This window comes from Enterobacter cloacae complex sp. EB5 (assembly GCF_031432835.1).
GTDB lineage: Bacteria > Pseudomonadota > Gammaproteobacteria > Enterobacterales > Enterobacteriaceae > Enterobacter > Enterobacter hormaechei_C.
Genome location: NZ_CP133860.1, coordinates 969,444 through 995,445 on the forward strand (window position 1 = coordinate 969,444; position 26,002 = coordinate 995,445).

General features: G+C 57.6%; 20 protein-coding genes. 5 read left to right on the forward strand and 15 right to left on the reverse strand.

The features are described 5' to 3' along the window. Window positions 1-62: 62 nt before the first annotated feature. The 7 genes from RHN82_RS04720 to queA all read right to left on the reverse strand — a co-directional run bounded on the left by RHN82_RS04720 (window position 63) and on the right by queA (window position 6,721). Window positions 63-743, reverse strand: a complete 681-nt coding sequence (locus RHN82_RS04720; RefSeq protein WP_047051150.1) for a YafY family protein — start codon at window positions 741-743, stop codon at window positions 63-65. Window positions 744-753: 10 nt separating this feature from the next. After that, window positions 754-1,119, reverse strand: coding sequence for a VOC family protein (locus RHN82_RS04725; protein WP_047051151.1), 366 nt, complete (start codon window positions 1,117-1,119; stop codon window positions 754-756). A gap of 138 nt (window positions 1,120-1,257) precedes the next feature. Further along, window positions 1,258-2,229: a protein translocase subunit SecF gene (secF, locus tag RHN82_RS04730; protein WP_003859105.1), complete on the reverse strand. Its 972-nt coding sequence runs from the start codon at window positions 2,227-2,229 to the stop codon at window positions 1,258-1,260. A 10-nt stretch (window positions 2,230-2,239) separates the two neighbouring features. Beyond that, entirely contained in the window at window positions 2,240-4,087 is a 1,848-nt protein-coding gene (gene secD, locus RHN82_RS04735) for a protein translocase subunit SecD (RefSeq protein ID WP_003859106.1), read from the reverse strand. A gap of 27 nt (window positions 4,088-4,114) precedes the next feature. Further along, complete coding sequence (yajC, locus tag RHN82_RS04740; protein ID WP_003859109.1) at window positions 4,115-4,447, reverse strand: preprotein translocase subunit YajC; 333 nt, start codon at window positions 4,445-4,447, stop codon at window positions 4,115-4,117. A 22-nt stretch (window positions 4,448-4,469) separates the two neighbouring features. Further along, the gene (tgt, locus tag RHN82_RS04745) at window positions 4,470-5,597 is read right to left on the reverse strand and encodes a tRNA guanosine(34) transglycosylase Tgt (protein WP_003859110.1); all 1,128 of its coding nucleotides are present in this window, start codon (window positions 5,595-5,597) and stop codon (window positions 4,470-4,472) included. Between the two features lie 53 nt (window positions 5,598-5,650). Beyond that, entirely contained in the window at window positions 5,651-6,721 is a 1,071-nt protein-coding gene (gene queA / locus RHN82_RS04750; protein ID WP_006809916.1) for a tRNA preQ1(34) S-adenosylmethionine ribosyltransferase-isomerase QueA, read from the reverse strand. A gap of 92 nt (window positions 6,722-6,813) precedes the next feature. On the opposite strand from queA, the gene acpH reads away from it, so the two are divergent. Together acpH and RHN82_RS04760 are read left to right on the forward strand one after the other, a co-directional pair. Further along, window positions 6,814-7,395: an ACP phosphodiesterase gene (acpH, locus tag RHN82_RS04755; RefSeq protein WP_047051152.1), complete on the forward strand. Its 582-nt coding sequence runs from the start codon at window positions 6,814-6,816 to the stop codon at window positions 7,393-7,395. Between the two features lie 127 nt (window positions 7,396-7,522). Next, a complete protein-coding gene (locus RHN82_RS04760) occupies window positions 7,523-8,125 on the forward strand; it encodes a peroxiredoxin C (protein WP_003859113.1) in 603 nt (200 codons plus the stop codon). A gap of 49 nt (window positions 8,126-8,174) precedes the next feature. Here RHN82_RS04760 and RHN82_RS04765 read toward each other — a convergent pair whose 3' ends face one another. From RHN82_RS04765 to phoB, 7 genes are all read right to left on the reverse strand, one after another. After that, entirely contained in the window at window positions 8,175-9,554 is a 1,380-nt protein-coding gene (locus tag RHN82_RS04765) for a DUF3999 domain-containing protein (protein WP_047051153.1), read from the reverse strand. Beyond that, window positions 9,551-12,160: a DUF2339 domain-containing protein gene (locus tag RHN82_RS04770; RefSeq protein WP_047051154.1), complete on the reverse strand. Its 2,610-nt coding sequence runs from the start codon at window positions 12,158-12,160 to the stop codon at window positions 9,551-9,553. The genes RHN82_RS04765 and RHN82_RS04770 overlap by 4 nt, the downstream gene beginning before the upstream one ends. A gap of 91 nt (window positions 12,161-12,251) precedes the next feature. Then, window positions 12,252-14,069, reverse strand: a complete 1,818-nt coding sequence (gene malZ / locus RHN82_RS04775) for a maltodextrin glucosidase (protein ID WP_047051155.1) — start codon at window positions 14,067-14,069, stop codon at window positions 12,252-12,254. A gap of 163 nt (window positions 14,070-14,232) precedes the next feature. Continuing rightward, on the reverse strand, window positions 14,233-15,606 hold the full coding sequence (proY, locus tag RHN82_RS04780; RefSeq protein ID WP_003859117.1) for a proline-specific permease ProY: 1,374 nt from the start codon (window positions 15,604-15,606) through the stop codon (window positions 14,233-14,235). Between the two features lie 81 nt (window positions 15,607-15,687). Next, a complete protein-coding gene (gene brnQ, locus RHN82_RS04785) occupies window positions 15,688-17,007 on the reverse strand; it encodes a branched-chain amino acid transporter carrier protein BrnQ (RefSeq protein WP_047051156.1) in 1,320 nt (439 codons plus the stop codon). A 409-nt stretch (window positions 17,008-17,416) separates the two neighbouring features. Then, a complete protein-coding gene (gene phoR, locus RHN82_RS04790) occupies window positions 17,417-18,712 on the reverse strand; it encodes a phosphate regulon sensor histidine kinase PhoR (RefSeq protein ID WP_047051157.1) in 1,296 nt (431 codons plus the stop codon). Between the two features lie 21 nt (window positions 18,713-18,733). After that, window positions 18,734-19,423: a phosphate response regulator transcription factor PhoB gene (phoB, locus tag RHN82_RS04795; RefSeq protein WP_003859122.1), complete on the reverse strand. Its 690-nt coding sequence runs from the start codon at window positions 19,421-19,423 to the stop codon at window positions 18,734-18,736. A gap of 187 nt (window positions 19,424-19,610) precedes the next feature. Here phoB and sbcD point away from each other — a divergent pair, with 187 nt between their 5' ends. Together sbcD and sbcC are read left to right on the forward strand one after the other, a co-directional pair. Beyond that, entirely contained in the window at window positions 19,611-20,816 is a 1,206-nt protein-coding gene (sbcD, locus tag RHN82_RS04800; protein ID WP_047051158.1) for an exonuclease subunit SbcD, read from the forward strand. Then, window positions 20,813-23,944, forward strand: a complete 3,132-nt coding sequence (sbcC, locus tag RHN82_RS04805) for an exonuclease subunit SbcC (RefSeq protein WP_047051159.1) — start codon at window positions 20,813-20,815, stop codon at window positions 23,942-23,944. Before sbcD ends, sbcC begins: the two co-directional genes overlap by 4 nt. 84 nt (window positions 23,945-24,028) lie before the next feature. On the opposite strand, the gene mak is transcribed toward sbcC, so the two are convergent. Further along, window positions 24,029-24,934, reverse strand: coding sequence for a fructokinase (mak, locus tag RHN82_RS04810; RefSeq protein ID WP_032647392.1), 906 nt, complete (start codon window positions 24,932-24,934; stop codon window positions 24,029-24,031). Between the two features lie 123 nt (window positions 24,935-25,057). Between mak and rdgC the strand changes: the two genes are divergently transcribed. Then, window positions 25,058-25,972, forward strand: a complete 915-nt coding sequence (gene rdgC, locus RHN82_RS04815) for a recombination-associated protein RdgC (RefSeq protein WP_006809928.1) — start codon at window positions 25,058-25,060, stop codon at window positions 25,970-25,972. The last annotated feature ends 30 nt before the right edge of the window (window positions 25,973-26,002 follow it).

Sequence of the window (26,002 nt, forward strand, 5' to 3'; positions counted from 1 at the left end):
TACGCTTACCGGGCCTACGATCCGAATGTAGGCCGGGTAAGGCGTAGCCGCCACCCGGCTTTTTACTGCCTCACCTTGCGCAAAAAATCTGCCAATGACCTGTCCGCACTTTCGCTAAACCGCCTCTCCGTCTGCACAATATTGAGGCATCGGTCGAGCCGGAAACAGCGATAGTCATCGCGCCGCTCGCACCACGCAGCCAACAGCCAGTGTTCCCCCCAGAAGAACAGCCCAAGCGGCTGCACCTCACGCCAGGTTAACTGTCCGGCCTCATCACGGTAATGCAGCACCAGCACGCGCTGCGCAGATATCGCCTGATGAATCACATCAAATCCGCTGCGGGAATGGGGCTGAAGCGCAATATCCGGCGCGTAAATTCGCGTCTGTTCCGCTTTGCGGCGGCTCTCTTCCGGCAGGATCGCCAGCACTTTTTCCTGAGCAGACTCCAGCTCGCGCGACAGCGATTCCCCGCCCCAGGTTTTGAGCAGGCGAATCGCCACCATCAGCGCCTCGGACTCTTTGTTGGTCAGCATCAGCGGGGGTAAATCAAAACCCGACATCAGCCGATATCCGCTTCCCGCCTCGCCTTCCACCGGCACGCCGGAAAGCGACAGGTCGCGGATATCGCGGTACACCGTGCGCTCGGACACGCCAAGCCTTTCCGCCAGATGCGCTGCCGTTGTCAGACGCCTGCCCCGAAGGATCTGCACAATCTGGAACAAACGGTCAGCGCGTCGGGTCATCGGTTTACTCTCATACCGGTTGATGGAGGCCGACGCGATTACCTTCGCTGTCGGTAAACAGGGCTATAGTGCCAATGCCTTGCGGCAGTTCCAGCGGGCCAAACACGCACTCACCGCCCGCAGAAGCAATACGATCGAGCGTGGCCGCCAGATTGTCAGTATGCAGGTAAATAATAGCGCCCTGTGAAGAGGGTGTAACGCCGTCAAATTTCGCCAGCGCGCCGCCGGTGGCCGGATCCTCGTGCGGGAAAATCGCCAGCTCAGCCACGTCCATCTTCTCGCGCCGCAGCGCGACCTGCATCACCGGCTCATAAAATTTGATGGCGCGATCCATATCGGCGACCGGAATTTCAAACCAGTTAATAACACTTTTCATACGTCCTCCTGCCTGTTGTTAAGGTTCAGAAGGAGTCTACGACAGGGCTCCTGACAGCATACTGTCAGGAGTGTTTGTGAGATGCAGACAAAAAAAATCCCGGCCAGCAGGCCGGGATTTCGATACTACCTAAGACTCTTAAGGCAGAATGGACGGCTGATCCGCCCCTTCTTTCTCGACTTTCTGCTGGATCAGATGCTCGCGCTTCATGCCCAGCTTCAGCGCCAGCGCGGACGCGACGTAGATAGACGAGGCCGTACCGATAGACACACCGATCAGCATGGTCAGCGAGAAGCCTTCCAGCACCGGGCCACCGAACAGGAACAGCATCAGGATCACCATCAGGGTGGTGCCGGAAGTGATCAACGTACGGTGCAGCGTCTGGGTCAACGACACGTTAAAGATTTCGTACGGCGTGCCGCGACGGATCTTACGGAAGTTTTCACGAATACGGTCAGATACCACGATACTGTCGTTCAGTGAGTAACCGATAACGGACATCAGGGATGCCACGATCGTCAGGTCAATCTCAATGTGGAAGAGAGACAGTATGCCCATGGTGATCACCACGTCGTGCGCCAGGGCGATAACCACGCCTGCCGCCAGTCGCCACTCAAAGCGGAAACCGACGTAAATCAGGATCGAGATCAGCGCCACCAGCAGCGCCATCGCACCGGTCTGCGCCAGGTCAGCACCAACGCTGGGGCCGACAAACTCAATACGCTTAACCGTTGCATCCTGGCTGGTCGTTTCGTTAATAACCTGAACGACCTTGCTGCCCAGCTCCTGGCTGCCGTTGGCATCGTGTACCGGCGGCATACGCACCATGATATCGCGGCTGCTGCCGAAGTTCTGTAGCAGCGGCTCTTCAAAGCCCGCTTTTTGCAGAGACTCACGCATCTGGTCCATATCGACCGGTTTTTCCAGGGTAATTTCGATCACCGTACCACCGGTGAAATCCAGACCCCAGTTAAAGCCTTTCACGCCCATAATGACGATGGACAAGATCAGCAGAAAACCTGAAATGCCGAAGGCCCAGTAGTCCCAGCGCATAAAGTCCCAGACTTTACGGCCGTGGTTCAATTGTTCAACAGTATATTCCTGTGCCACAACGCACTCCTCAGATAGACAGCTTTTTGACGCGCTTGCCGCCGTACAGCAGGTTCACGATGGCACGGGTGCCGACAATAGCGGTAAACATCGACGTTGCGACACCGATACCGGTAGTAATCGCAAAGCCTTTGATCGCGCCAGTACCCACTGCATACAGGATAAGAACCTTAATCAGTGTTGTTACGTTCGCATCGAAGATGGAGCTGAACGCCCCTTTGTAGCCTTCTTCAATCGCCTGCTGTACAGAACGACCGTTGCTCAGCTCTTCTTTGATACGTTCGTTTATCAGTACGTTGGCGTCGACCGCCACCGCAAGGGTTAGAACGATACCCGCAATCCCCGGCATGGTCAGCGTCGCCCCCGGCAGCAGGGACATGATACCGATGATCAGCACCAGGTTGGCAATCAGCGCGGAGGTCGCAATCAGGCCGAACTTCTTATAGAAGAAGATCATGAAGATGATGGACACCGCCAGACCGGCCAGACACGCTTCCAGACCCTGTTTGATGTTCTGCATACCCAGGGTTGGACCGATGGTACGTTCTTCAACAATCTGAATTGGCGCAATCAGCGCACCGGCACGCAGCAGCAGAGAGAGCTGACGCGCTTCGTTCGGGTTGCTGATACCGGTAATACGGAAGCTGTTACCCAGACGAGACTGGATGTTGGCGATGTTAATCACCTCTTCCTCTTTCACCAGCACGGCACGGCCATTGGCGTCTTTCTTACCGCTGTCTTTGTACTCCACGAACAGGGTCGCCATCGGTTTGCCGATGTTGTCCTTGGTGAAGTTAGACATGATGTTGCCGCCTGCGCTATCCAGCGAGATGTTAACCTGCGGCTGGTTGTACTCATCCTGGCTTGAAGTGGAGTCGGTGATATGGTCACCGGTCAGGATCACGCGTTTGTACAGCACAACCGGCTGGCCTTCGCGGGTCTGTTTCACTTCAGAATCGCCCGGCACACGGCCTGAAGCCGCAGCAGCCTGGTCGACGTTGGAGTTAACCAGACGGAACTCCAGGGTCGCCGTCGCGCCCAGAATCTCTTTCGCACGGGCGGTATCCTGGATACCTGGCAGTTCGACCACAATACGGTCAGCACCCTGACGCTGTACCAGTGGCTCAGCCACGCCCAGCTGGTTTACACGGTTACGCAGAATGTTAATGTTCTGCTGAACGGCGTACTCACGTGCTTCACTCAGACGCGCGTCGGTCATTACCGCACGCAGCTGGTTGCTGCCCTGAGAGGTGATCACCAGATCGCGGTGACGCTGAGACAGATAGGTCACAGCCTGATCGCGTGCCGCGCTGTCGCGGAACGTGATGCTCATGCCGTAGTTATCTTCTTTACGTACGGTGGTGTACGGAATGCCCTTATCGCGCAGATCGCTGCGCAGGCTGTCGATGTTCTGTTCCTGTAGCTTGCCGAGCGCGGTATCCATATCCACTTCCATCAGGAAGTGAACGCCGCCACGCAGGTCAAGACCCAGTTTCATTGGCTCTGCGTTCAGCGCAGCCAGCCAGCGTGGGGTTGCAGGAGCAAGGTTAAGCGCCACGACATATTTATCACCCAGCACGCCCATCAGCGCTTCACGTGCGCGGAGCTGCGTGTCGGTGGTGTCGAAGCGAGCAAGAATTGCGCCCTCTTCCAGTGCCACAGACTTAGCGGTAATTTTTTCTTCTTGTAACGTTTTCTGGACCTGGATCAGCGTTTGCTCACTGGCGGCGACACCGCGCGCGCCAGTGATTTGAACGGCCGGATCCTCACCATACAGGTTGGGAAGCGCGTACAGCAGGCCGACGATAATCACGACGACCAGCATGATGTACTTCCACAAAGGATAACGGTTTAACACGGCAGTTCCCTTTGGGAAAAGTTGGGATTACAGCGCCTTCATGGTGCCTTTCGGCAGAACGGCAGCTACGAAGTCACGTTTGATAACCACTTCAGTGGTGTCGTTGAGGGCGATAGCAATGTAGCCGTTTTCCGCTACTTTGGTTACGCGACCCACCAGGCCACCATTGGTCAGGACTTCATCGCCCTTCGCGATGGAGTTCATCAGGTTTTTGTGCTCTTTAGTACGCTTCTGCTGTGGACGCAGGATCATGAAGTAGAAGATCAGACCGAACACAACCAGCATCAGAATCAGAGACATCGGGCTGCCCTGCGCTGGTGCACCCGTTGCTGCTACCGCATCAGAAATAAAAAAGCTCATTCAAATTCCCTCATTATTAAAATTAATCAACGTTCAACGGTGGAACATCCCGCCCCTGACGTTGGTAGAAATCGGTCACGAAGCTCTCTAATTTACCCTCTTCGATAGCCTTACGTAAACCAGCCATTAAGCGCTGATAATAACGAAGATTATGAATGGTATTGAGACGCGCCCCCAAAATCTCGTTGCAACGATCGAGATGATGCAGATACGCGCGAGAATAATTGCGACAGGTATAGCAATCGCACTCGGAATCGAGCGGGCTGGTGTCACTTTTATGCTTCGCGTTACGGATTTTCACCACGCCATCGGTAACGAACAGATGACCGTTACGCGCGTTTCGGGTTGGCATAACGCAGTCGAACATATCAATGCCGCGACGTACGCCTTCCACCAGATCTTCTGGTTTACCCACACCCATCAGGTATCGTGGTTTATCCGCCGGGATTTGCGGGCAGACATGCTCCAGAATACGGTGCATGTCTTCCTTCGGCTCACCCACAGCCAAACCGCCGACAGCGTAGCCATCAAAGCCTATCTCTACCAGACCTTTAACCGAGATATCGCGTAAATCTTCGTAAACGCTGCCCTGGATAATGCCGAACAGCGCATTTTTGTTTTGCAGGGAGTCAAAACGGTCGCGGCTACGCTTCGCCCAACGCAGGGACATCTCCATGGAGCGTTTGGCGTAGTCCCAGTCCGCCGGGTATGGCGTACATTCATCGAAGATCATTACGATATCGGAGCCGAGATCGTACTGAATCTCCATGGATTTTTCCGGATCGAGGAAGATTGGATCGCCGTTGATCGGGTTACGGAAGTGTACGCCCTGCTCGGTGATCTTACGGATATCACCCAGGCTGAAGACCTGGAAACCGCCGGAATCGGTGAGGATCGGGCCTTTCCACTGCATGAAATCGTGCAGGTCGCCGTGGAGCTTCATGATCTCCTGGCCCGGACGCAGCCACAGGTGGAAGGTGTTGCCGAGGATAATCTGTGCGCCAGTGGCTTCAACTTCTTCCGGCGTCATTCCTTTTACGGTGCCGTACGTGCCCACAGGCATAAACGCGGGGGTTTCTACCACGCCGCGATCAAACACCAGACGACCGCGACGCGCGCGACCATCGGTGGTATCGAGTTCAAATTTCATTTTTTCTCCGACGTCAGAAAAACAGTCCAACGTTGTAATACGGTGCCGCGGACTTATTCCCCGACACGCTCATTCAAAGCCTGCGGATTGTACGTGATAAACATCGCGTCACCGTAGCTAAAAAAGCGATATTTTTGTTCTACCGCAGACTTGTAGGCGTTCATCGTATGCTGATACCCCGCAAACGCGGAAACCAGCATAATCAGCGTCGATTCAGGCAGATGGAAGTTGGTCACCAGCGCATCAATGACTTTGTACTGATAGCCCGGGTAGATAAAGATCTGCGTATCGCCAAAGAATGGCTCAATCAGCTCGCTTTTCGCGGCCTGCGCAGCGCTCTCAAGGGAACGTACCGACGTTGTACCGACGGCCACGACGCGACTACCGCGCGCTTTCGCCGCCAGCACCGCATCCACCACCTCCTGCGGCACTTCGGCATACTCAGAGTGCATGATGTGGTCTTCGATGCTGTCCACGCGCACCGGCTGGAAGGTCCCCGCGCCGACGTGCAGCGTCACGAACGCCATCTCAATGCCTTTCGCGCGCAGTTTTTCCAGCAGCGGTTCATCAAAGTGCAGACCCGCCGTTGGCGCCGCGACCGCACCAGGCTTCTGGCTGTAGACGGTCTGGTACAGCTCGCGGTCGGCCTCTTCGTCCGGGCGCTCAATATACGGCGGCAGCGGCATGTGGCCGATGGCGTTCAGGATATCAAGCACCGTGCGCTCGTCGTTGAATTCCACCTCGAACAGCGCGTCGTGGCGCGCGGTCATGGTCGCTTTGATGCTCTCGTCATCCCCCAGCAGCAGCTCAGCGCCCGGCTTCGGCGCTTTGGAGGCGCGAATATGTGCCAGAATACGTTTATCATCGAGCATACGTTCGACCAGCACCTCGATCTTGCCGCCGCTGGCCTTACGGCCAAACAGACGCGCCGGGATCACGCGGGTATTGTTAAAGACCAGCAGATCGCCAGGGTTGAGCTTGTCGAGCAGATCGGTGAAAGTACCGTGCGTCAGCGCGCCCGTTGGCCCGTCCAGTGACAGCAAGCGACAGCTGCTACGCTCAGGCATGGGATAGTGAGCAATCAGGGATTCAGGTAGTTCAAAGGAGAAATCGGCGACGCGCATGACGTATACTCGTGACTTAAAAACAGGCGGCATAGTCTAGTGCTCACACCCTTTTGCTGCAACAACTAGCCGCCACCGGACAACGAAAACGCATGAATTTTCTCGCTCACCTGCATCTCGCTCATCTCGCGGACAGCTCCCTCTCCGGCAATTTGCTGGCCGATTTTGTACGCGGCAACCCCGCGGAAGCGTACTCCCCTGAGGTTGTCGACGGGATTTTTATGCACCGCCGCATCGACGTGCTGACCGATAACCTGCCGGAAGTGACGGAAGCCAAAGCCTGGTTCCGCCCCGAAACGCGACGCGTGGCGCCGATCACGCTCGACGTCATGTGGGATCATTTCCTGTCGCGCCACTGGTCGCAGCTGTCGCCTGATATGTCGCTGCCTGAGTTTGTGCGCTACGCCCATGCGCAGGTGTCGATCATTTTGCCGGACTCCCCGCCGCGCTTTGTGAATCTGAATAACTATCTCTGGTCTGAACGCTGGCTGGAGCGATACCGCGAGATGGATTTCATTCAGAACGTCCTGAACGGCATGGCGAGCCGTCGACCGCGTCTGGACGCGCTGCGCGACTCATGGCATGACCTGGATGAACATTACGATGCGCTGGAAACCCGCTTCTGGCAGTTCTACCCGCGAATGATGACGCAGGCGAAAAATAAAGAACTGTGAAGTCGGTTCGATTGATAGGTAAAAGCTGGTGGAACGATTGTTACCACCTCTTTGTCTTATTCTCGTACTGCCTCTATACTGGCCCGCGTTGCGTTCCAAATAACCTTAGTATCTACAGGAGAATCATATGGTTCTGGTAACTCGTCCGGCTCCGGATTTTACAGCTGCCGCCGTTCTGGGCAATGGTGAAATCGTTGAAAACTTCAACTTCAAACAGCACACCAACGGTAAAGCGACCGTTCTGTTCTTCTGGCCAATGGACTTCACTTTCGTTTGCCCGTCTGAGCTGATCGCGTTCGACAAACGTTACGAAGAATTCCAGAAGCGTGGCGTGGAAGTGGTTGGCGTCTCCTTCGACTCTGAATTTGTACACAACGCATGGCGTAACACCCCTGTCGAAAACGGCGGCATCGGTGCGGTGAAATACGCGATGGTTGCGGACATCAAACGCGAAATCCAGCAGGCTTACGGTATCGAACATCCGGACGCTGGCGTTGCACTGCGTGGTTCTTTCCTGATCGACGCGAACGGCATCGTTCGTCACCAGGTTGTGAACGATCTGCCGCTGGGTCGTAACATCGACGAAATGCTGCGCATGGTTGACGCGCTCCAGTTCCACGAAGAGCACGGTGAAGTGTGCCCGGCTCAGTGGGAAAAAGGTAAAGAAGGTATGGCGGCTTCCCCAGACGGCGTAGCTAAATACCTGTCTGAGAACGTATCCAGCCTGTAATCGGCACGGTTTACCAAAAAACCCGCGAATACGCGGGTTTTTTTATGGCTTATGCTGCGCCGTCTTTTTTTACCTCACGCCAGATGCGCCATGCCATACCCGCAAGCACCATCACCCCCGCAATCAGTACGCCCCAGACCATCAGCATTTTCATTCTGCTTTCCTGATCAGCCGCAGACGTCGCGGTTAAACGCGCCTCGCCACCCAGCGGGACAGGTTCCAGCGTATCCGCCATCGGCAGGGCTGCCAGATCGTAGGTTTTACGCAGTTCGGTCGGGATCAGCATATCCGTCTCCACGCTCGCCGGTTTCGCAGCCCCGTTCCCCCACGCGAGCAGGTACGGCCCCTTCCCCTGCGCGTTGAACATCAGATCATAGCGCACGCGTTGCCCGGTCACGCCAGGCAGGTTCTCGGGCAGTCGCGCATTGAGGGTCTTAATTTTTACCGCCTCGACCAGCCCGCCCGGGAGCGGAACATGTTCAGACGTTTTGCCGCCGAGCTGGTAGATCACCTCTTTTTTCAGCGTATGCCACCGATCCTTATCCGCCTCCCGCCAGGCTATTTCTGCCGGGAGAACGCCGTCGCCATTCAGCATAAAGCCGATCGCACTCAGAGGCTGCGGATGTTTCCAGCGCCACACGGCTTCGCTTTCGGATAACCGCTCCCCCTCTCCCGCCAGGCTAATGTGCTCAGATTCCGGCTGCGCAGGCGCGTTAATCGCGTTGACGCCGGTTAACGTCAGGGCAGAACGCCCCGTGTTCAGCACCAGCAGCAGATAGCGATTCGCCTCAGGCGATAACACCAGATCGGTATCGATGCGGTCGAGCTTCAGGCGATCCTGTCCACTCATTACGTCCAGCAGGGGCATCTCTTCACGCAGGGTATACCAGTTTTTCAGATCCTCGCTGTAATAGACCGATGCCGTCCCCTGCCACGAACCCTGCGGCGTGTCCCAGAAAAGCTGGAGCTGAGAAAGCGGAATCTCCGACGCGTTTTCCGGCAGGGTCAGCAGATAGTGCTGTCCGGCAGCCGCCGCGTGTTGCCCTTCCAGCACAATTTCCACGCCGTTTCTGGCCCGTAGCATAATTTTATCGCCGCTGTCCTCTTCCCCGCCCGGCGAGGCGTTAAGCGCAAAGAGGCGCAGCGCCGTGGTGGTCGGTGCCGGCTGCGGACGCGTCGTGGTAACCAGGCTGAACGGTACCGGCTCGCCCGACTGATTAAACACGCGCACGTCGCGCAGATCGGGCGATGTGCTCTGCTGATAAACCGCCAGCGGCAGCATGACCCGATACCACGGCGAAGAGGCAGAGGTATCAAGGGACAGGCCATAGGCATAATCCCGCGGGGATTCCGCTGGCGCGCCCTCGCTGAATGACGGACCGGCCACAGCCAGCAGTGCCGCACAAACAACCGCGTTCATCCATTTCATTTTTCTTCTCCTGCTTTAGGCGGTAACGGCGAGAAATAGCCCACAATCAGGACCAGGATCGCCACGCCAATAAACGCGACGGCGCGCGCCAGGCCGCCACCGCCCGCGCTGTCCACCAGCATCAGTTTGAGCATCACCACCCCCAGCAGCGCCGCACCGCCAATCCACTGCTGACGGGAGGCCTGACGGGTGGCGCGGATCATGACCCCCAGCGCGCAGAACATCCAGAACAGGGCAAAGGTGGTCTGGATAAGCCGCGAATGCCACAACGACTCCCAATTCCAGGCCACCTCGCCGTACCACGCCAGCGCGCGCAGCAGTGCACCGTTAAGCCACCAGAAGCCAAGCGCCATCAGCGCAACGGCGGGCCACGGGCGGGACTGCGCAAGCGATGCAGGATAGTAGCGATCCACTGCCCGATAAAACACCACCAGCCCCAGCAGCGCGAACGCCGCCCCTTCCTCAAGCGGGTTCACCAGCGGCAGCCAGGTCTGTTGATAGACCACACCGTCCTGCAAATTGGTCACGACCAGCAATACCACCAGCGCCACAACCACAGGGATCGCGGCAAGGCAGGCGTAGAGCGCGGGCCATACCCGGAACGGCCAACCGCGACGCCGTACGGCCGCGGAGAGCGCCATTATCACCCCACCGCCGACAGCCATCGCAATGCCGCTTCCCCAGGCCGCCATGCCCCACGGCAGGGAGCGGGCTAACCAGTAAAGCTCGGCGGCTATGGCGAGTAAAATCATCCACACCAGCGACAGATGCAGCCCCATTGAGATGCGCGGCAGACGTTTATCTTCGTCGCGCCGCAGCAGCATCAGGGCGGCAGGCAGCGCAATAGCCCAGGCCAGATTTGCCCAACCGGCCGCCAGGATCTGCTGTTGCCAGACCTGATACAGCACCATCAGCAGCATCACCGGCCACAGCAGCCATTTGCTGGCATCCAGCTCCCGCCATGCCAGACGAGCGGCAGCCTGCCGCCATCCCCAGGCCGACGCCGCCGTCAGCGCCAGCACGCCTGCCAGAACCGATAACTCCTGCTTCAGGAACAGCTGCGACGCGCCCAGCAGCGCCACTAACCAGAACAGCAGCCCACCAGCCAGCAATGCCCAACTGCCCGGCAGCGCGATTTTCTGCCACAGCCAGGCCGCAGCCAGCCAGCAAAGACTGAGCACTGCGAAAATAAGCAGCAGGCTCAGCGAGGTGACGCCGTCCATCTGCGCCCATATCGCGCTGCCGAGCGCCAGCACCAGCAGCGCCGTCCCGCTATAGCTCATGCGCCGCTGCTGCTGTTGCACGCCCAGCCAGAGAATACCCAGCCCTTCCAGCGCCCAGGCCATCGCCGTCCAGCGCGCTGAAAGCGCCAGCGGTATGGCAAGCGTGGCAAACCCGCCGCCGATCGCCAGCGCCGCCATAACCAGTGGCCGCCCGACAGACGGATAGCGTCGCAGTGCGAGAAACGCCAGGGAGAGATAAAACGCACCATAGCCCAGCGCGCTGAGCGCCGGGCCGTACGACCAGTGAGACGTCATGCCGTACTGCATCCCAAAACCAATCAGCGGCGGAGCAAACAGCAGTACGCCGTCAATAATCTGTTTGCCTTTTTCCTGCGCCCGCAGCGACAGCGCCACGCTAAACACGCCAAAAATAAGCGTATTGGCAATCAGGAACAGCTGACAGATAACATAGTCTTCAGGCTGGTAGTCGCTCAGCCCCCATACCCCGCCAACGCCAAACGTGAAGAGCAGCCCGAGCAGGTTGAGCTCGCGCCAGTGCTGCCAGATGCTGATGACGAGAATGCCGATGGATAACAGGAGATAGAAGGAGAACAGCGCCACAAAGCTGCCGCCTCCGGTAGACAACAGCAGCGGCGCAAGGTATCCGCCGAGGCTCGCCAGCATGGCAAGGCTCAGCGCCTTTTGCAGCACGGCCAGCCCGACGCTCGCCGCGCAAATCACCACCAGCAGCGCAAACGCCAGCGTCATCGGCAGCATTTGCCACAGCCGGAATGCGCCAAAGACGGTCAGATAAAGCACGCCGGTCGCCCCGCCCTGGAGGATTAGCGCGTAGATCCGCTGCCTGTGCCGCAGCCGCCATCCAACGGCCAGCAGAACCATGGCAAACAGCGCCGTGGCGGCAAGACGCAGCTCAAGCGGAAACAGTGAATGTTCAACGGTATAGCGCAGCAGGAACGAGAGGCCGAGGAAGAGCAGTATAATCCCCAGTTTTGCCAGCGGATTGCCCTGCATAAACCAGCGCGTCAGCGAGGACAGGATGCCGCCAAAGGCGGAAGGCCGTTTTGCCGCCGGTACAGGCGCAGGTTCTGCTTCAGTGACGGGCGGTTCGGGACGCCAGGGATCGACAGGTGCGGTAACGGCTTCTGGCACCGACGCTGGCGTCTCCACCGGCGCGGCGGTCTGCACCGGCTCCGGCGCTTTCTCAGCGACACCGCGCTGCTCAAGCGCCTCAATGCGCTGGCGAAGCCGGGCGATCTCCTGCCGCGCCGCCGTGCTTCGGTTAAAGCCTATCACCGCGAGCACGGGTGCCACGACCAGCGCAAAAACCAGGAACAAACAGCCAAGGATGTAAAGCTCGTCCATGTTTCCACCTTCACCGTAAACGATCCGCTAAGATTGACACAAATCGTTGCATTTGCGCCATCTTAAAAGGTGAAAACTATTCTGCCTGCGCTTAGCTGCCGAACCAGACCGCAGCGGAGATCGCCGGCAGCGTGAGCACGCTCTCCTGGAACGTCGCTTTACCCTCTTTGCTCTTCCACGTTTTACCGGCCAGCAGCGGTGAATCTTCCAGCACCACTTCACACGCCTCGCCCCGGTTGATCGCCACCAGCACGCGCTGCTGGTTATAGACGCGGACAAACACCACCACGTTATCGTGGGCGTACATCACCTGACAGCCCCCGTAGCGTATGGCCTGACTCTGCCTGCGCAGCGTCGCCATACGCTGGTACAGGCTGAACAGATCCTGATCCTGTTTTTCACTCTCCCACGGGAAGGTTTTTCGGCAGAACGGATCGTTATTCCCCTCCAGCCCCACTTCATCGCCATAGTAGATGCAGGGTACGCCCGGCCAGGTAAAGAGCCAGGTCACCGCCAGCGGCAGACGCGCCACATCTTTACCCAGCAACGATTTAAAGCGCGCGGTATCGTGGCTGTCGAGCTGGTTAAACATCCGCAGCTGCTGCTGATGCGACAGGCCAGCGCGATAGTTTTCCATCCACGCCATGCAGGTTTCGGCGTCAATATGCTGCGGATCGTAAGAGATATCGGTGTTAGCGAGGAAACCCCACAGCGGGAAGGTGAAGCCGCGATAGTTCATCGCCGCGTCTTCTGCATCAGCCTGTAACCACTGACGCGCGTCGCCAAAATGCTCCCCGAAGACGAATGCTTCCGACCGGGCCACTTTTGCCGATCGGGTAATGGCGGCGACATGCTGAAGGTTATTCCGCGACCCGCCTGCTTCACCCAGCATATGCACCACGTCCAGCCGCCAGCCGTCCATGTTCCACGGCGCTTTCAGCCAGTGGCGCACGATGCTGTCGTCGCCGCCGTAGATCTCATTCACCAGCGATGGCGACTGGAAATCGAGCTTCGGCAGACTCGGGTAACCCAGCCAGTCCAGGGCGCGGCCATTCTCATCAAAACTGTACCAGTCACGCTGCGGTGAGTCCGGATTATGGCATGCGCCGCTCATCGATTGATTATGACGGTCAAACCATGCGTGAGAATCACCGCTGTGATTGAACACGCCATCAAGGATCAGGCGCATACCCTCTTTTTGCGTGTTGTGCCGCAGCCGTAGCAGCGCCTCGTCACCGCCAAACTGCTCGTCAACGTGGCGGTAGTCCTGCGTATCGTATTTGTGCACGCTTGGCGCTTTAAACACCGGGTTCAGGTACAGCGCCGTGACGCCGAGCGTTTTCAGGTACGGCAGTTTTTCGCTGATACCGTCGAGATCGCCGCCGTAAAAGGTCGATCCCCCCGCCTGGGCGGTCAGCGGCTCGTCCCATTTTTTCAGAATGATGTCGTGACCGACCGCATGATGGTAATAAACCTTGTCCTGATCGGCGGTGCGCTTTTCGCTGCGCGCAAAGCGGTCTGGGAAAATCTGGTAAAAGACCTGATCGTTAACCCACTGCGGGCCGTTATCCGGGTGATCCACGGCAAACTGCTCCAGCCTGGCCGGAGGGAAACGGCTGAAGCCCTGCGGGGTAAACCACAGCTGGCGGTTGTTCCACAGCAGCTTGAAGCCGTAGCGGCGACGCGGCTGCCCGCTGCGCAAATCAATATTTGCCCGCCACGCCGTGACGCCCGGCTGCGGCTGGCTGCGCACTTTGTGCATTTTCAGCGACGTTTCTTCGTTATCCACTTCGGCGCGCAGGGTCACACGTTCAGGCTGATTGTCCCCTGCCAGCCAGAGCGTAATCACAAGGTTGTCTTTGTTTTGCTTAACAAATGGGGCAACCGGAAGGTGCCAGGCGTTTAACATCACGAATCCCCTTTGATGAAATTGACGTCACCTTGCCACAGGGTGATTAAAGATAGCTCATCGTGTTCGGGATTATTGGGGGAGGAGAACGGAGGAGGAGATTTTTTCCAGGGCAAAAGGGAGTGTAGGCCGGGTAAGCGCAGCGCCACCCGGCATTTTTACCTTACTGTGCTTCCGCCAGCTGACGATCGCGGCGACATTTAAACATCCAGCCCACCAGCAGCAGGACGATCCACGCGAAGCCCACGTACAGGGAGATACGGGTATCCGGGTGATAACCAATCAGGCCAATGATGAAGACCAGGAAGATGAGGCCGACAATAGTCGTTGGCACGCCGCCCGGCACTTTAAACTTCAGCGCTTTGGCCTCTTCTGGCGACAGGCGGCGACGGAACGCAATCTGCGACAGCAGGATCATGATCCACACCCACACCGTCGCGAAGGTCGCCAGCGACGCAATCACCAGGAAGACGTTCTCTGGCATGATGTAGTTCAGGTAGACCGAGAACAGCAGCGCCACGGTCATGACCAGCACCGTTACCCACGGGGTGCCGCGACGCGACGTTTTGGCAAACACCTTCGGCGCACTGCCCTGCTCCGCCATGCCGTGCAGCATACGGCCCACGCCGAACACGTCACTGTTGATGGCCGACAGCGAGGCGGTCAGTACCACAAAGTTGAGAATGCTGGCGGCAAACGCAATGCCCATATGCTGGAAAGTCAGGACAAACGGGCTGCCGTTGGTGCCCACCTGGTTCCACGGGTAGATGGACATAATCACAAACAGCGTGCCCACGTAAAACACCAGGATACGCATCGGCACCGAGTTGATGGCGCGCGGAATGGACTTCTCCGGATCTTTCGCTTCCCCGGCGGTGATGCCGATAATCTCAATACCGCCGTAGGCGAACATGACCATCTGGAGCGACATGACCATCCCGAGCCAGCCGTTGCTGAAGAAGCCGCCGTTGCTCCACAGGTTATGGATGCCGGTTGGCTGCCCGCCGTTGCCGATACCCCAGATGATGATGCCGAAACCGGCGAGGATCATGATGATAATGGTCGCGACCTTGAAGAAGGAGAACCAGAACTCCAGCTCGCCAAACACCTTCACGCTCATCAGGTTGACGGCGCAGATAATCAGCACCACGCTCAGTACCCAGATCCAGTGCGGCACGGCGGGGAACCAGACCCCCATATAGATGCCAAACGCCGTCACATCGGCAATGGCGACAATCAGGATTTCAAAGCAGTAGGTCCAGCCGGTGATAAACCCGGCCAGCGGGCCTAAGTTCTCTTGTGCATAGCGTGAAAACGAGCTGGCAGACGGGTTGTGAACCGACATCTCCCCCAGCGCACGCATGATGATATAGGCCGCGGCGCCGCCGATGATGTAGGCCAGCAGAACGCTTGGACCGGCCATTTTGATGGCATCTGCCGAGCCATAAAAAAGACCGGTGCCGATAGCCGAGCCCAGCGCCATAAAGCGGATGTGGCGGGTGCTCAATCCACGTTTAAGTTTGTTAGTGCTTTCCATTAAAATCTTGCCATTCAACACGAAAAAAACAAAAAACCACGGGGCCTTAAGCCCCGTGGTTAAACAATTTGTTGCCGTTGATTAATGGGCGTTGGATGTCACCTGACGCCCGGCCGCACGGTCCCAGATAATCGCCAGAACCAGCGCTACAACGGAAGGCATCAGCCAGGCCAGGCCCTGCTCGGACAGCGGCAGACGCTGTGTCCAGGCTGGCAGGATTTCTGCAAATGCTGATGCTTTGATCCCGTCAAGGATACCAAAAATCAGGCTGATAAACATGGCCGGCGCAATAATTCGCGTCGAGTTATGCCACCACGGGCGGGTGAAGCTCAGCACCACCAGCACGATACATGGCGGATAGATCGCCGTCAGCACCGGAATTGATACCTGAATCAGGTGGCTCAGACCGAGGTTTGACACCGCCATGGAGAAGATGCCGAGGATAAACACCAGCGAGCGGTAAGAGAGCGGCAGATACTGGGCGAAGAACTCCGCACAGGCGCAGGTCAGACCCACCGCCGTCACCAGACAGGCCAGGAAAATCAGCGCCGCCAGCAGCATGCTGCCTGCGCCACCAAAGGTGTGCTGCACGTAAGCATGCAGGATCGCCGCGCCGTTTGCGCTCTGATCGACCAGCGTTGCGCTATCTGAACCCAGACGGAACAGCGCCAGATACAGCAGCGTCAGGCCGACACCGGCCATCAGGCCAGCCCAGATGGTGTAGCGAGTCAGCAGACGCGCTTCGGTCACCCCGCGGGAACGCGCGGCGTTAACGATAACGATACCAAACACCATCGCACCGAGCGTATCCATCGTCAGATAGCCGTTCACGAAACCGTTTGAGAACGCCGCGTTCTGATAAGCGTCCATCGCGGAGCTGATGGGCCCCGCAGGCCAGACGATGGCCGCAACCGCCAGCACGATCAGCGCCACAATTTTCAGCGGTGCCAGGAAGTTACCCACGGTATCCAGCAGCTTGCCGGGATAGAGAGAAACCAGAATCACGATGGCGAAGTAAATGAGGCTGTAAATAAACAGCGGCATCGCGCCGTCACCGGTCAGCGGAGCGATACCCACTTCAAAGGAGACGGTCGCCGTACGCGGGGTCGCGAACAGCGGGCCAACGGCCAGATAGCAGACGGTTGCCAGCAGAACGCCAGCCACTTTGCCAATCGGGGTGCTGAGGCTGTCCACACCGCCACCGACTTTCGCCAGCGCAATAACGGTCAGTACCGGCAGGCCCACGGCAGTAAGCAGGAAGCCAAACGCAGCTGTCCAGACGTGTTCACCCGCCTGTAAGCCAACCATTGGAGGAAAAATGATATTACCTGCGCCAACGAACAGCGCAAATGTCATAAAGCCCAGCGCGATAATGTCACGCGATTTCAAGTGATGGGTCATAAAACCTTACTGCCTGTGGATGTGGTGTTGAATACGTTGAGATTTTCGCCATCCCTGACGGGACGATACAGCGGAAAATTTGCTCAATTTCAGCGGGATATGCTCCCGTCCTGGCGTGGCGAAGAATAGTTTTTCGATTTACCACGCAAATACAGTCGGTCTGACAGTATATGGGGGGCAATTTAAACGCTTATAACGTTTAAAGGCAAGGAGGGATCGTAAAACCAGAACAATATGCCAGCATGAAAATGCAGACCAACATAATATGCCATGTATAAGAAAAACTCATGGCTAATCATGCGAACAAAAAAGCACCAACCGTATAATATTCATCCGCGTTTCGCTTGACTGCAAAGCAAACGGGCCAGCATTCGCTGGCCCGTGGAAAAGTAGCCTGACACATCTGCCGTCAGGCGCTCTTTTTGGCAATTAATCGTTCCGGAATCACGAAACTGAAGCGCGTGCCCTTCCCGAGGGTGCTTTCGATATTGAGCCGGCTTTCGTGGTGGCTGACGGCATGCTTCACAATTGCCAGCCCCAGCCCGCTCCCGCCGGTCTGCCGCGAGCGCGCCTTATCCACCCGGTAGAACCGTTCGGTGAGACGCGGGAGGTGTTCAGGCCCAATCCCCGGCCCGTTGTCCTCGACGCTAAACTCAGCGCCCGCCGGGGTATGCTGCCAGCGCACCGCGATATGCGTCCCTTTCGGAGTATGATTCACGGCGTTATAGACCAGGTTTGAGATAGCGCTTCGCAGCTCATCTTCACTGCCGAGCACTTTCAGCGTGTTATCAACGTCAAAACTCAGGGTGTGCTGATTATGACTCAGCGTTTGGGCTTCGCGCTCCACCACCCGCAACATCATCGGCACATCAATGATGTCGTTTAGCGCCAGCGACGGGGCAGCCTCAATCTTTGAAAGCGTCAGCAGCTGTTTGACCAGCCCTTCCATGCGGAACGTCTGCTCCCGCATGGTATGCAGCGCTTTCTCACGCGGCGGCCCCTCAAGCGTTTGCTCCTGCATCATCTCCAGGTAGCCCTGAAGCACCGTCAACGGCGTACGCAGCTCGTGGCTGACGTTGGCAAAGAAGTTACGTCTCGCGCCCTCAAGCTGGTGCATTTGGGTTACGTCACGTGCCACCATCAGCCACTGCCGATCGCTGTAGGGCATCACGCGGATTTCCAGATGACGACCGTTGTTGAGCTTAAGGTTATGCGGACGGGTAAAATCGCGCTTTTTCAGATACAGCGTGAACTCGGGATAACGCAGAAGGTTAAGGATATTTTGGCCATTATCATCCGGCCAGCGCAGGCCCAGCAGCTGTTGCGCGAGGCCATTACACCAGAAGATTGTCCCTTCTTCTGTCGTCAGGATCACCGCGTCCGGCAGCGACTCCGCACCGCTGCGAAAGCGTTTGATCAGGCTTCCCAGCTCACGACGGCGCTTTTTGTTACGCATCTGCATCTGGTGCAGGCCGTAGAGTAGCGGTTCCCAGCTCCCGCTTCCCGGCGGGGGGGTCATACTTCTGTCGACCCACAGCCACCAGGAGAGACGCAGTAAATTCCAGAAATGCCAGACGAGCAATCCCGTCACGGCCACCAGTAAAAACCACGGCAGATAGCCAAAGATAGCCCCCAGAATGAGGGCCGGAATACAGCATAAGATCAGTTCAAAGACGAGCCTTTTCCATGACAGACGTTCCAGCACGCGTCACACTCCTGTCATTGTTCAGAAACGGGTCGAGAAGCGGTAACCCGTGCCGCGGACCGTCTGTACCATGCGATCGTGGCCGCTCAGTTCCAGTGCTTTACGCAGGCGGCGAATATGGACGTCAACCGTTCGGTCTTCGACATAGACGTTAGTTCCCCAGACGTTATTCAGCAACTGTTCGCGGCTGTAGACGCGCTCCGGGTGGGTCATAAAGAAGTGCAGGAGTTTAAATTCGGTCGGTCCCATATCGAGGGGATTTTCACCGGTCATGACCCGGTGTGAGGTAGGATCCAGGCTCAGCCCCTGCATCTCAATCACCTCTTCCACCGCCATCGGTGAAATACGGCGCATCACGGCTTTGATACGCGCCACCAGCTCTTTCGGGGAGAACGGTTTGGTGATGTAATCGTCCGCGCCGGTTTCCAGACCGCGCACGCGATCCTCTTCCTCGCCGCGCGCCGTCAGCATCACCACCGGGATATCGCGGGTCATCGCCTCGCGTTTGATATGCTTGATAAACTGCAATCCGGAACCGCCAGGCAGCATCCAGTCCAGCAGGATCAGATCGGGCCAGGGTTCATTCAGCTGGTTCACCGCGCTGTCATAATCTTCCGCTTCAACCGGCTGGAAGCCATTTTGTTCAAGCACGAAGCACACCATTTCACGGATCGGAGCTTCATCTTCTACGACCAGAATACGTCTCGCCATACTTTGCCCTGTCTTATCGTATTTAAGTTACAAGTCTGTAATGCGGCGTCATTATGCGTCAGATTTATGACAGATTTATGAAAAACATTACCACTATAAATGGCAAACTGTTGTTTTATTACAGCGGTTATTTTCCATTCCCCGAACGTTTATAATCCTGCATTCTTATTATGGCCACGGATCTTTTATGCGCATACTTCACACCTCAGACTGGCACCTGGGTCAAAATTTTTATAGCAAAAGCCGCGCCGCGGAACATGAAGCGTTCCTGAACTGGCTGCTGGAGACGGCTCAGGCTCACGAGGTGGACGCGATTATTGTGGCGGGCGACATTTTTGATACCGGATCGCCGCCGAGCTATGCGCGTGAGCTGTACAACCGTTTTGTGGTCAACCTCCAGCAAACCGGTTGTCACCTGGTGATTGTCGCCGGAAACCATGACTCGGTGGCGACGCTAAATGAATCCCGCGATATTCTGGCGTTCCTCAATACCACCGTGGTGGCCAGCGCCGGACACGCGCCGCAGATCCTGAAAAAACGCGACGGCACGCCTGGCGCGGTGCTGTGCCCAATCCCGTTTTTACGCCCGCGCGATATCGTACAAAGCCAGGCTGGTCTGTCCGGCAGCGAAAAGCAGCAGCATCTGTTGCAGGCCATCACCCGCTATTATCACCAACAGCATACGGAAGCCTGCGCCCTGCGCGGCGATCAGGCCATTCCGATCATTGCCACCGGACACCTCACCACCGTCGGAGCCAGTAAGAGTGATGCGGTGCGCGAGATCTATATCGGTACGCTGGACGCGTTTCCGGCGCAAAACTTCCCCCCCGCCGACTACATTGCCCTCGGGCATATTCACCGGGCGCAGATCATCGGCGGCTGCGAGCATATCCGCTACTGCGGCTCGCCCATTTCGCTCAGTTTTGACGAAACGGGCAAAGCCAAATCCGTGCATCTGGTGAGCTTCACCGGGGGCAAACTCAGCGCCGTTGAGACGCTTGAGGTGCCGGTCACCCAGCCGCTGGCGGTGCTGAAAGGCGATCTGGCCGCCATTACCGCTCAGCTTGAGCAGTGGCGCGGCGCAGCGCTTAATCCCCCCGTCTGGCTCGATATCGAAATCGCCACCGACGAGTACCTGTACGATATGCAGCGTAAAATTCAGACGCTGACGGAAGACCTTCCCGTGGAGGTGCTGCTGGTACGCCGCAGCCGCGAGCAGCGCGAGAAAATTCTGCTCAACGCCCAGCGTGAAACGCTGAGCGAACTTCGGGTTGAAGAGGTGTTCGCGCGGCGGCTTGCGCATGAAGAGGTGGACGAGGCCAGACGCACCAGGCTTAACGAGCTGTTTGCCCAGACCCTGCATTCCCTCCATGACGAGGACGAAAACGCATGAAAATTCTGAGCCTGCGTCTGAAAAATCTGAATTCGCTAAAGGGTGAGTGGAAAATTGATTTCACCGCGGAGCCGTTCGCCAGCAACGGACTGTTTGCCATCACCGGCGCAACTGGCGCGGGTAAAACCACGCTGCTGGATGCCATCTGCCTGGCGCTGTACCACGAAACGCCGCGTCTTAATAAGGTCTCTCAGGCGCAAAACGACCTGATGACGCGCGATACCGCCGAATGCCTGGCGGAAGTGGAATTTGAGGTCAAAGGCGTTGCTTATCGCGCTTTCTGGAGCCAGAACCGCGCCCGCAACCAGCCGGACGGGAACTTACAGGCACCGCGCGTCGAGCTGGCCCGCTGCGAAGACGGCAAAATTCTGGCCGACAAAGTCACGGATAAGCTGGAACAAACCGCCACACTCACCGGGCTGGACTATGGTCGCTTTACCCGCTCGATGCTGCTCTCTCAGGGGCAGTTTGCCGCCTTCCTGAATGCCAAACCGAGCGATCGCGCTGAGCTGCTGGAGGAACTGACCGGCACGGAAATTTACGGCCAGATTTCCGCCATGGTTTTTGAAAAACACAAAGCGGCACGTAACGCGCTGGAGATGTGCGAAGCGCAGGCCGCAGGGGTTGTGCTGCTGAGCGAGGAACAGCAGCAGCACTTGCAGCAAAGTTTGCAGGCACTTACTGACGAAGAAAAAGTCCTGCTGGCACAGCAGCAGAGCCAACAGAAAGATTTTCAGTGGCTTACGCGTAACGACGAACTGATACGTGAGCAGCAGCGCGCAGCCGCTTCGCAGCAGCAGGCGCAACAGGCTCTGACGGACGCCGCTCCCCAACTGGCGAAGCTCAAGCTGGCGCAGCCCGCCGCCCAGCTACGTCCGCTATGGGAGTATCAGCAGGAGCAGACCACCCGCCTGGCGCAGACAACAGAGCGAATTGTTGAAGTAAATACTCGCTTACTCCACAGAGCGGCGCAACGCTCGCGTATCCGTAACGGTGCGCTGCGCAACCGTGAACAGTTGCAGGCAGAGCATACGGTACTGACGCAGTGGCTGACCGAACACGATCGTTTCCGTCAGTGGGGGCAGGAAATTGCTGGCTGGCGGGCGCATTTTACGCAGCTGAATCGCGATAAAAATCAGCTTGTTGCCCAGTCAGCGCGTATGGCTGAGCTTCGTCAGAAGCTGGCTGAGATGCCTGAAAGTAGGTTGACGCTGACGGCTGAGGATCTCGCGACGGCAATGGAGCAACAGGCACAATCGCGGGCGCTCCGCCAGCGTCTGACAGCGCTTCACGCTCGCTATCAGCCGCTGCAAAAACGACTGCGCCAGAATGCGGAAAGCGTGCAGAAAGCGCAGGCTGAGCAGGGTAAGCTCAATGAAACGCTGATCCTGCGGCGTCAGCAGTTCAAAGAGAAACATCAGCACTATGCCGACCTGAAAGCGCTCTGTGAGCGTGAGGCGACAATCAAAGATCTTGAGAACTATCGTGCACAGCTCGAAGCGGGTAAGCCTTGCCCGCTCTGCGGTTCACACGAACACCCGGCAGTTGTGCAGTATCAGGCGCTTGAACTGACCGACAATCAGCGCCGCCGCGACGCGCTGGAGAAAGAGGTTGCCGCGCTAAAAGAGGAAGGATTGCTGGTGCTCGGGCAGGTGAATGCGCTGACCCAGCAGATCCAGCGCGAGACTGAGGAAGCACAGGCTCTCTCTGAGGAAGAGCAAGCACTCACTAAAGAGTGGCTGGAGGTCTGCGCCTCCCTGAACATAGCGCTGAATATTCAGGATGATATTGCCCCCTGGATGAGCGAACAGGAACAGTATGAACGCCAGCTGTATCAGCTCAGCCAGCGTCTGACGCTGCAAAACCAGCTCAATGAACAGGAAGGTCAGGCGCGCCAGTACCAGCAGCAGCTGACGGCGACGCGTCAGGCGCTGGCGGCCTCGTTACAATCGCTGTCGCTTAGCGTGCCCGATGAAGGGGCTGAAAGCGCCTGGCTGAGCGCACGCGAAAGCGAATATACCCTGTGGCAGGAAAAACAGGCCCAGCACGTTACGATTCAGGAACGTATTAACGCCCTGATGCCCATCCTGGAGACGCTGCCGGTTACCGATGATGCAGAAGCCGACGCGGTTATCCCTGAGAACTGGCGCGGCATCCACGACGAATGCGTGTCGCTGCAAAGCCAGCTCACCACCCTACAGCAGCAGGAGACGCTTGAGCGTGAACGGCTCCAGCAATCACAGGCTCAGTTCAACGCCGCGCTGACCGCGAGCTGCTTTGCCGATCGGGAGGCATTTCTCTCCGCCCTGCTGGATGAAGCGTCGATCCGCCAGCTTGAACAGCAAAAGCAGACGCTGGAAAACCAGCTCCAGCAGGCCACGGCGCTTTCGGTGCAGGCAAGTCAGCAGCTTCAGGCGCATCAGGCACAGCGCCCCGAGGGGCTGGAAACCGATGCCGCAACGCTTCAGGCGCAGTTACACCAGCTGGCGCAACAGCTTCGGGACAACACCACGCATCAGGGGGAGATTCGCCAGCAGCTCAAACAGGACGCCGATAACCGTCTGCACCAGCAGGCGCTTATGCAGCAGATTGAGGAGGCGGCGCGTCAGGCCGATGACTGGGGCTATCTCAACGCGCTGATAGGCTCCAGCACCGGCGATAAATTCCGTAAATTCGCCCAGGGGCTGACGCTGGATAATCTGGTGTGGCTTGCCAACCAGCAGCTCAACCGTCTGCATGGCCGCTATCTGCTTCAGCGTAAAGCCAGCGACGCGCTGGAGCTGGAAGTGGTCGATACCTGGCAGGCCGATGCGGTACGCGATACCCGTACCCTTTCCGGCGGGGAGAGTTTCCTGGTCAGCCTGGCGCTGGCTTTAGCGCTTTCCGATCTGGTCAGTCACAAAACGCGCATTGACTCGCTGTTCCTGGATGAAGGATTCGGCACGCTCGACAGCGAAACGCTGGACACCGCGCTGGATGCGCTCGACGCGCTGAACGCCACCGGGAAAAACATTGGCGTGATCAGCCACGTAGAGGCAATGAAAGAGCGTATTCCGGTGCAGATCAAAGTGAAGAAGATCAACGGGCTGGGATATAGCCGGCTGGACAGGGAGTTTGCGGTGCAGTAAATGGGGGGATGATGCGCTCTGGTGCCCTCACCCTGACCCTCTCCTACTGGGGAGAGGGTACAAACATTAAAAACTGTTTTGCGTTTATTCCGGCCAGAGCCACGCCGCGCCGCGTACGCCGCTGGAGTCACCGTGGACGGCTTTGCGGATCGGCGTTTCGCACTCGCCGCCAAATACCCACTGTTTCACCAGCGTTGGCACCGTGGCGTACAGCCGGTCAACGTTGCTCATGCCGCCGCCCAGCACAATCACGTCCGGATCGAGGATGTTGATCACATGCGCCAGGGACTTAGCCAGCCGCATTTCGTAGCGGCTGAGCGCCAGTTCAGCCACCGGATCCTGCTCCTCAACCAGACGCATAATCTCGTTACCTTTCAGCGGCTGGCCGCTCAGACGATGATAATCGGTGGCAAACCCCGTGCCGGAGATAAAGGTCTCAATACAGCCCTGCTTGCCGCAGTAGCACGGCACTTCGGCGCGGTATTTGAGTTCATCTTCGTCCATCCACGGCAGCGGGTTGTGTCCCCACTCGCCCGCGGTGCCGTTGCCGCCAATATGCGAACGCCCGCCGATAGCCACGCCCGCCCCACAGCCGGTGCCGATAATGACCGCAAATACGGTCTGCGCGCCAGCTGCTGCGCCATCCACGGCCTCAGACACCGCAAGGCAGTTAGCGTCATTCGCCAGACGCACCTCCCGGTTCAGGCGTTGGCTTAAGTCTTTATCAAACGGCTGACCGTTGAGCCAGGTGGAGTTGGCGTTTTTCACCACGCCGGTATACGGCGAAATGGAGCCGGGGATCCCCATCCCGACCGTGCCCGTCTCGCCCGTTGCCTGCTCTGCCATATCGACCAGGCGGGCAATCGTCTCTATGGTCTGGTGATAATCATCGCGCGGCGTAGGCAGACGGTGGCGAAACAGTTGCTCCCCCTGCTCGCTCAGCGCAATAACTTCTGTTTTGGTGCCGCCCAAATCAATCCCAATACGCACAAGACACTCCTCATTATTTTGATTATCAACAGAGTAGAAGCCCGCTTCCCGATTAGCAATGCAAGCGATGCGACAATTCGTTATCATGCCCGCTGATTTAACGACAAGGCCGTGGAAATTATCATGCTGTGGTTCAAAAATTTGATGGTTTACCGTCTCAGCCGCGACGTTTCGCTGCGTGCAGAAGAGATGGAAAAACAGTTAGCCGCTTACTCCTTTACCCCTTGCGGTAGCCAGGATATGGCAAAAACCGGCTGGGTTCCGCCAATGGGTTCTCAAAGCGATGCGCTGACCCACGCCAGCAGCACGGGGCAAATCATCGTTTGCGCCCGTAAAGAAGAGAAGATCTTACCGACGCCCGTGGTTAAGCAGGCGCTCGAAGCGAAGATCTTCAAGCTGGAAGCTGAACAGGGCCGTAAGCTTAAAAAAACCGAAAAAGATTCGCTGAAGGATGAAGTGCTGCACTCGCTGCTGCCGCGCGCCTTTAGCCGCTTTAGCCAGACCATGATGTGGATCGACACCGTGAACGGGCTGATTATGGTGGACTGCGCCAGCGCCAAAAAAGCGGAAGATACCCTGGCGCTGCTGCGTAAGAGCCTTGGCTCATTACCGGTGGTACCGCTGGCGCTGGAAACGCCGATTGAGCTGACCCTGACCGAGTGGGTGCGCAGCGGGACTGCTGCGCAGGGCTTCCAGATCCTTGATGAAGCAGAGCTCAAAGCGCTGCTGGAAGATGGCGGCGTGATCCGCGCGAAGAAGCAGGATCTGGTGAGCGACGAAATCGCCGTGCACATTGAAGCGGGCAAAGTGGTGACCAAACTGGCACTCGACTGGCAGCAGCGCATTCAGTTTGTGATGTGTGATGACGGCTCCGTGAAGCGCCTTAAGTTCTGTGATGAACTGCGCGATCAGAACGAAGATATCGACCGCGAAGATTATGCTCAGCGCTTTGACGCAGACTTTATCCTGATGACCGGCGAGCTGGCGGCGCTGATTCAGAACCTGGTGGAAGGTCTCGGCGGCGAAGCGCAGCGCTGACAGGCAAAACGCAGGCCGGGTAAGCGAATG